6 protein-coding genes are annotated in these 7839 nt (G+C 34.4%); all 6 read right to left on the bottom strand.

Features of this window, described 5'->3' with window-relative positions; all coding sequences use genetic code 11:
- Positions 1 to 162: 162 nt before the first annotated feature.
- The 6 genes from AA089_RS22245 to AA089_RS22220 are packed head-to-tail and all read right to left on the bottom strand — an operon-like array spanning position 163 to position 7409.
- Positions 163 to 1155 (bottom strand): soluble NSF attachment family protein, encoded by a 993-nt coding sequence (locus AA089_RS22245; RefSeq protein ID WP_046759228.1) that lies wholly within the window; start codon positions 1153 to 1155, stop codon positions 163 to 165.
- On the bottom strand, positions 1142 to 2551 hold the full coding sequence (locus tag AA089_RS22240; protein WP_046759227.1) for a hypothetical protein: 1410 nt from the start codon (positions 2549 to 2551) through the stop codon (positions 1142 to 1144). The genes AA089_RS22245 and AA089_RS22240 overlap by 14 nt, the downstream gene beginning before the upstream one ends.
- A complete protein-coding gene (locus AA089_RS22235; RefSeq protein WP_046759226.1) occupies positions 2548 to 4926 on the bottom strand; it encodes a hypothetical protein in 2379 nt (792 codons plus the stop codon). The genes AA089_RS22240 and AA089_RS22235 overlap by 4 nt, the downstream gene beginning before the upstream one ends.
- Positions 4927 to 4929: 3 nt before the next feature.
- The gene (locus AA089_RS22230) at positions 4930 to 5655 is read right to left on the bottom strand and encodes a hypothetical protein (protein ID WP_046759225.1); all 726 of its coding nucleotides are present in this window, start codon (positions 5653 to 5655) and stop codon (positions 4930 to 4932) included.
- On the bottom strand, positions 5628 to 6761 hold the full coding sequence (locus tag AA089_RS22225) for an AAA family ATPase (RefSeq protein ID WP_046759224.1): 1134 nt from the start codon (positions 6759 to 6761) through the stop codon (positions 5628 to 5630). Before AA089_RS22225 ends, AA089_RS22230 begins: the two co-directional genes overlap by 28 nt.
- A 6-nt stretch (positions 6762 to 6767) precedes the next feature.
- Positions 6768 to 7409 (bottom strand): hypothetical protein, encoded by a 642-nt coding sequence (locus AA089_RS22220; RefSeq protein WP_156169252.1) that lies wholly within the window; start codon positions 7407 to 7409, stop codon positions 6768 to 6770.
- Positions 7410 to 7839: the final 430 nt, after the last annotated feature.

The raw sequence follows: 7839 nt of genomic DNA, 5'->3' as shown, positions 1-7839 counted from the left end.
CAGGGACGTACATTTTTTGTATTTAAAATTTAGCATTTAACATTTATAATTTCTTTGTTCTTTGTTCATTTGTTATTTGTGAAGTCGAAGTTTCTCAATACTCACTTCTAATTTCTCAATACTCAATACTAATTTCCAATTTCCAATTCCTAAATGCTTTCACTATTTTCTTATGCGATGACGAATGATGTCTGAAACAATCTGAGAATCTTCTTTGACAAAATCATACAAATTGCCTAAAACTTCCGTGTTTTGATGGTTTTTGGAAACCAATTCGTAAGCTATGTTTTGAATGTTTTCTTTCGGAGCAATTTCCTTTTTAAATTCTGTCTTTAATACTTTTAAGAAGTTAAGATTATTGCCTTTGTGTACTTCGTTTTTGTAAAAGTGGTTGATTTCTGCCTGTAGCGCTTTTTCACTTTCAAAATGTACTAAATGATTGTTTAAACAATTGACCGCATCTTTGTTTTCTCGCCAGCCTTTTACCAACAGTTTACTCGCCGAAGTTTTATCATCCATCTTTTTACGATAAATCAACGAAGCTTTTACATATTGGTCATTTTTAGCATAGGTATCAACTACAATTTGATAGTGATGTTGCGCATTTTTAGTGTCTTCAATTTTTGTGTAAACATCGCCAGCCGACTCATGATCGCCTATTTCTTTATAAAGCTTGATGGCTTTTTTGTACGAACGTGCTTTTTCATAAGATTCCGCAGCATTTTCCTTATCAAAACATTTCGTTAGATATACTAAGGCTGCATCATTATGAAGTTTTGCATCATCTAAAATATGTGCAGCTCTGTAAGGATTCCGAAGTAACTTTAGTTGAATGTACGCCGCTTTTTTAAATTGTTTTTTCTCAATGAAATCATTACACAATCGTTCATAACGATCTAATAATTTTTGAAATTGTTCATTGTCAACCGCTGTAGCACTTCCATGACCATTTGAGTTATTTTCTGATGAAAACATGGAACTAATAAGAATTGCGACACCAAAAAATAGAATTGAAATAATCAAGATCGCCAATAGAAAACTGCCAATATCACCATGGATGAATACGTCAAAAATGACATACACTAATTTCAACAACAATACCGTGATGATGAAATATATAAGTTTGCTATGAAATCTACTTTCATTCTGTATCATCTTCTCCAAATATCTGATTTCTAATTACTAATGTGTACAGCATTCGCAGTACAATAATTCCAGTTACGATTCCGAAAACTAATGGAAAGCCATCATTATTTAGTACTGGATAGAAAAGATACAGCAATAATCCTGTAAGAACGAGTGCTATAAAAATTTTGTTTCGAATACTTATTTCATCGCCACCAAAGTAAAAAGTAGCACTATTTTCAGCTTTTTCTTGGTGTATATCAAATAATTCGCTTTCGTCTGGTAAATCGAGCCAAGTTTGTCCTTGTTGACCTTTGTTTTTGATTGCAGTTTGTTTTTGATACTTTATTAAATACCAAATGACCAACAATAAAATTACGATTGCTACGAAAAGTAGTATGTTGGGTAAGATATTGTTTTCGGTATTCGCCTCAGTTACTTGCTGATTTTGCTGTGTAGTACCGTCATCAACATCTATAATGTCTTCATTTGAAGTATCTGTAATATTAGGATTTAATTTATCTTTGGTACCATCTGTTACATCAGTATTTGCATATGGATTGACAATTTCTGGATCAGGATTGTTATGTTTTACCGCATATAATGCTTCATATCCAACCCAAAATAAAAGTGCAATTGCCACGACCGTTAGTAGGATTCGGAAATATTTTTTTCCTTTACCATCTCCAAAACCAAGTGATTCAAAAAAGTTGTTTTTAAATTTATATTCCGCAAATGCTTTTCCACGTGAAGTGCCCAACAAGTCTAACGGAATTGCCATTTTGAGTGCAGCGTCTGGATTTTTGTCCAAGTAGTTCAAATATTTAGCAATCTCAGCATTGTTTCCTTTCAATACTTTTTTCATATCAAAAGGCAACTCTTTCGGGTCAACTTCTTCAGAACTAAAAGGATTTTGTAACGCTTCTGCTTCTTCTACTTCTTCAATTTCAATACTAAATGCCGTTACTTTTGTTGGAATATTGACACCTTTTAAAGGTGTTTCGATCGTTGGAAATTGTTGCTGTGGATTTTGAATGATTGTTGCCCAATTTAAAACTTCAGTCAGTTCTATGAGCCCAAATTCGTGATGAAAAAAGTGTGGAATGTCGTTGCATAGTTTTGAAAATTCTTTCGTTGTCAAAGCCATATTCAATGTCGTATGCGCTGGAATGAAGAATTTATCATCTACTTTTTGAATTGCACTATTGCTTCCAATATCTATATTTTTTTGCTCCTTTTTTACGATTATCAAAAGCCCCGAAATACTATTGGCTTCTACATTGGGACATACATACGCTATACAATCTTGCAATCGTAATTGCATGCGTTGAATTTCTTGCAACCATATTTTTGGAGATGTATGCTTGATAAAAATTCCACAACGCGGATGCGGATTGTGATCGATAAATTGTAGCGCTAGTTTCATGGAGTTACAATATTTACGATGAACGGATCAATGTATTTTCGTTTAAAATCTTTAACACTTATGACGTTTAATTTTGAATCTTCAGGTAAGAAATATTCGTTTCCTGCAAATTCAGTATCCGTTGCCATTGCTAAAGTTACATCAATATATGAACTTAGATAGAACGTTTGGATCGAGGGATTTGGACTTGAAAATGTAAGCACTCCTTTTTTATCAATTTCAATACTGCTTTTATTTAAGAAAGTGAAGGTTGTTTTATTTATGAAAACTGCTGATGCCGCGTATGATTGCTCACTTTTGTCTAATTCGTAAGCAAGAGAATCATCGGCAAATTTTATTTTGTGCAAATCGTTAAAAATGAATGTTAAGTTTCTCGTAATGCTAACTGAGCGTATTTTTGTGAATACTGAACCCGAAAAATATCCGAAATAGTTGTCACTACAAGTGTTGTATTGATTGATTAGTGCTTTGGAAGGTGTAGTAATTTCGTCCGTGAGTTCGTATTCTAAGTTTATTTTTAGAAATACTGGTGTTGCACTGTATTGTTTTTTGGTGATTAAATATAATTCTTCTTCATGTACCAGCAGATTTTTGATATGAGATTTGTATTGAACACTGTAATCTCCTTTGCAAGTGTAGGATTCATGTTCAGTTTTTAGGTGCAACCAATCGGCGGTATTCGAAGAAACGATAATGATTTCGTCATTGAATAGTGTAGCGATTATAGGCTTTTTTTGGTTTGACATAAATTGGAGATCGTTCCGTACAATTTCAAATCCTTTGTATTGGGCATTCATTTTGTATAAAATACCTCGCTTTTGCAACACATATCCAGCATCAGCAGTAAAGAAATGTGTGAGATAACCATTTGGATAGCCATATAATAATGGATATGCTCTACTTGGTTTTTCACTTTTCTTGTTTTTTAACTTCTTTTGAAGCGCGTTTGGCGAGTGCGTCCACAATTCTTCTAATGGCAACAGGATGTGTTTTACCAATCGCTTACTGCCGTTTTTCAGCTTGTATACGTCTAAGTTTCCTTTTGTATCTGCGGTAATGATTCCTCCAAACTTTTCATGATGCAGGTTTAGCACACGTTGCATAGTGGCATGTTGCAAGGTTTTTGGAGATGTAAACAGGGTAATTTCAATATTTTCTTCTTCACATTGGACGATGAATTGTTCTATTGCGCTTGACGCATCTAGTAAAGGAGCTGTTATTTGTAATCCTTCTATGATTTTTATTTTTTCATCAAATGTAAGTTTCATATGTGTTTCGCCAATAGCATACGATTGAAAATCCATTTCGTTTTTAGGATGATGAATGAGTGCAAAAGCTGTTGCAAAAGATACTATTTTGGGTGTTCCCCAGTTTTTAATGGTCGTATCTATCAGAAAAATACGTGTTCGTAAATCTTCTTCTGGTGTCGTTTCGCGACGAATGAATAACGCTTCTTTGTTGGCAATTCTGTGTAAAAATATAATGTCGTCATTGGCATATTCTGAAATTAGTAAATTGTCAAACTTTCCTTTGTTGGTAATGTCTGAAATTCCACCAAGCGGCATTTCTCCAGGATGTGCGTAATGCATTGGCAATTGAATTCCTGACCAAATCCGTTTGATAAGATTTCCCATAAAGAACGTTTTAGGATCTTCAATGAGTTGTTGAATGAGGCTAATTTCTTCGCTTAGCGTTGCTATTTCTGTGTCTTCAGGAGCTACTTCTACAGGAACTACTTTTCCCCAAGCTTTTAGTAAAGCATTTACCGTTGGATAACGCTGATCTAATGCCGCCAATACATTAAAATCTTTACTCAAGGCAGTCATTGTGATTTCAGCTTTTTGACTGCACGCATTGAGTTCAAACGCTTTATTTTTGATACATCTTAAAATTTCTACTTCGTATTTGTTTTGCAGCATATACGGGCATTCTTTGAATAGAAATACAAATAAGTCGATCTTATTTTTATCTTTTTTGTATGCTGCGGGAAGTTCAATTAATGTGTCTAAAAAGTGTTGAGCTTCTGCAAAATTTATGTGTTTGAAAAGTAAGTCGTCATCAAATGTTTCTTGAATATTTTTGAATATGTCATCAATTGCTTGAGAAACTTCTCCAGAATTTGTTGCCAAGAAAGCCAATACCAATGCTCCAAAAGGTGGAAAACCATTCGTGGAAATTGCTTCTAATATTTTTTCAAGTTGTTCTTTGTAGGCAATCGTAATTCCATCTGGAACCGCAATACAATTGATACCGCCTTGATAATCTTGTGCATTTTCAATGATAGCAGCATCAAACATATAATCAATTTCCCATTGCCAGAAATAGTCTGTATAGGATTGAAAATAGTATATCGCTTTTTGCTGCGCTGTATTCATTGTTTATTGAGATCGTCGGTAACTACTAATACTTAATGGTTTGAATTGTTCTTTTGCTATTTTATAATAGCTGTGATCTGATTGTAAAACGATATATTCATCGTTTGTAACTTGTAAATTTTTATGATAAAAATTGCTCAATTCAGGATATTCAAAATCATATCCTGCTGGAATTAAAAAGTTGAGTTGTTGCCAATAGCTTTTCCCTGGAATCGGTAAGATTGGTGTTCCGAGTAAGAATGCATTTTCTTGTATAAAAGTCCACTGAATTTCTTTTAACCGTACTGCGGGTGCGTTTTGTATGTATACTTCTAAAACGTCTAAATTGACCAAAACTGCTTTGGCTTCGTGTTCTATATTTGAAGCAACAAGTTTGAAATCAATTGTTTCATTCACGCCAAAAAAGTTAAAGTTATAGTTTGGTATTTCAACAGGCAACGCTTTGTCTATGGGCGACCAAAGCAGTGACGTTTTGAGTCGTTCTTCGGGTAAATTCCCGCCAAGGAGAAATAAGGCATTGTCTTGTTGAACATATATTTTTTTGAACGGAATGCTACGTATTTCAGCACTAACAAGCTGATTGGGAGTTATTCCACGAACCCAAATATCTTGTGCATCAGTTGCCATCCGCAAGTTCTTCCACACGCGTATTTGTGCGAGTTTTTCTTTATATGCTATCGGCAATCGTAACCAATATTCTGTTACGCCTTGTGTAAGATTTCTTTCCACAACTGATCAATTTCATTGTTTATGTATTGTTTTTTCTCCTGATCTTTAATCCAATCTGTACGATTTTGCAAATAGCGAAGTTTGTCTTTTATCACATTTAATTCTTGCAATGACAAGCCTTCAGTAGAGAATTTTTGTTTTAAGCTGGACACTTCGTTCATTAATTCTTCCGGATTTGGCGCTTTGTTGAAAAATGCTTGCGGATGCGAACGTTCTGTCGTTTCTTCTTTTTCAATTAATGCATTTACCGTTCCTTGCAAAGTTTCTATTTGTTCTTCCGTATTCCAAATGTATTTTAACACCCATAAATCTGAAAGAATTGCTTCTGTACGATCGCACAACATTGCACTTGCCGCAACTAGGTTTTGCATTTTTACTGCGCGTCTATCGGATACTTCTATTCCTGTGTTTCGCAAACTGTGAATGAGTTCGATGTATGATTTTCTAATCGGCGATAAGTCTACTTCTTTGACATTGTGTTGCAATCCTTTGATTTCTTCGGGAGAAATTTGCGTGCGTTGTGTTTCTTCATTCCGTTCAAGCTTCCAACCTGCTTGCAATACTTCTTCTAAACGATCGGGTTTTACGTTGTCTACTTTTAATCGGATTAAGAAACGATCTAATAATGCCGCCAATGCTTCATCTTCTGGCAATAAGTTGCTGGCGCTTATAAACATTAACGCGGGTAAGTTTTTTGTTTCTTTTCCTCTGCGGAATATTTTTTCGTTTAACGCCATTAGCAAACTGTTCAGTATGGCTGAATTTGCATTGAATATTTCATCTAAAAAGACCAGTGAAGCTTCTGGCAACATTCCGCCTGTGTTTGTTTTTAGTTCTCCTTCTTTTAACAAACGAATGTCCAAAGGTCCAAATATTTCATTTGGTTCTGTAAATCGTGTCAATAAGTAATCAAAGTTGATGCCGCCAATGACATGTTTGGATAATTGTTTTACGATGGCACTTTTTGCGGTTCCTGGAGGTCCAAGTAAGAATACGTTTTCTCTCGCCAAGAGTCCAATTCCAAGTAAATCAATCACTTCGTCTTTTCCAACAAATATGTTTTTGATTTCGTCAAGAATGGTGCGTAATTTTTTTGTTTCGTTCATAATGTGTTATACTTCGGAAGTAAATGCTTTCCAAAAGTGATTTTTATGCGCTCCGAGATGAATTGCAATGTTTTCGTGAATGATGGTATGTTCTGTGAGACTGATGTCTTTTTTTTCGATGACGCGATCAATAAAGAGTGTTTTGAAACATCCATTTTGAAAGAGTTCTGTTAGTTTTTCTTGATCGATTTCCAAATTGAGATCGTGTCCGATAGCTGAATATGGAAACTTTTTTATGTGTGCTTTTAAGATTTTTAGCAACCAATCTTCAAAGTCAATGGCTTCTAATTCTTTGATGATAAATGGCAAAAAACGTAGCGATATGTCTGCCGAAAGGCAACTTGCAGGCGTTATTTCTGTTGTAAATTCTTCAAAATATTGATTTAAATCTTTGGGTTCGTCATGTCTATGTCCTAGAAATTGTGCGCCAAAGTAGATCATTTTTGCGCCCCAAATGGCAGCTTCTTCATCAAATTCTGGTGATTCAAACGGATAATTTAATGCTTCATTTTCATATTCTTGCGCTAAAAAACTACCTAAATCATCCAATTCATTCTTCGTTACTTTTGGTTTGTTTGTGTATAGCACAAATTGCCCCGAAGCACGCAAGTGATGAATAGTTTGCAGTATGTTGTTTTTAGTATTCAAGAATTTAAGCTAAATGGTAACATTATGTCAAGAAGACAGTATCCAAAAGAACGAAAATTTTGTGGGAATGGCAATTTTTGGATGTTGCCTTTTAATCGTTTTCGTACGATTTACGGGAATACCATACACCAACCATATACACTTTTCGTATTTTTAAATTCATAACCATAATATTTTTAATAATGAAAAAACAGAAATTAAACAGATTGAAACTGAACAAGAAAACGATTTCAGAGTTTGAAGTTAAAAACATCACGGGTGGAGATAACACACGATGGGCGTACGCAGGCACTTATTATTGCTGTATCCGCTATAAATAAAATACGCGTTTAATAAAAGTTAAAAACCGTTTCAATACGTGAATTGAAACGGTTTTTTTATGAACTATTCTAAAGTATCTTACTTCGCATAATATCCTTCTTCAGGAATC

This window comes from Kordia jejudonensis (assembly GCF_001005315.1).
Lineage (GTDB): Bacteria > Bacteroidota > Bacteroidia > Flavobacteriales > Flavobacteriaceae > Kordia > Kordia jejudonensis.
The sequence above is the reverse complement of the archived record's forward strand: the minus strand, read 5'-3'. Positions and strand labels throughout refer to the sequence as shown.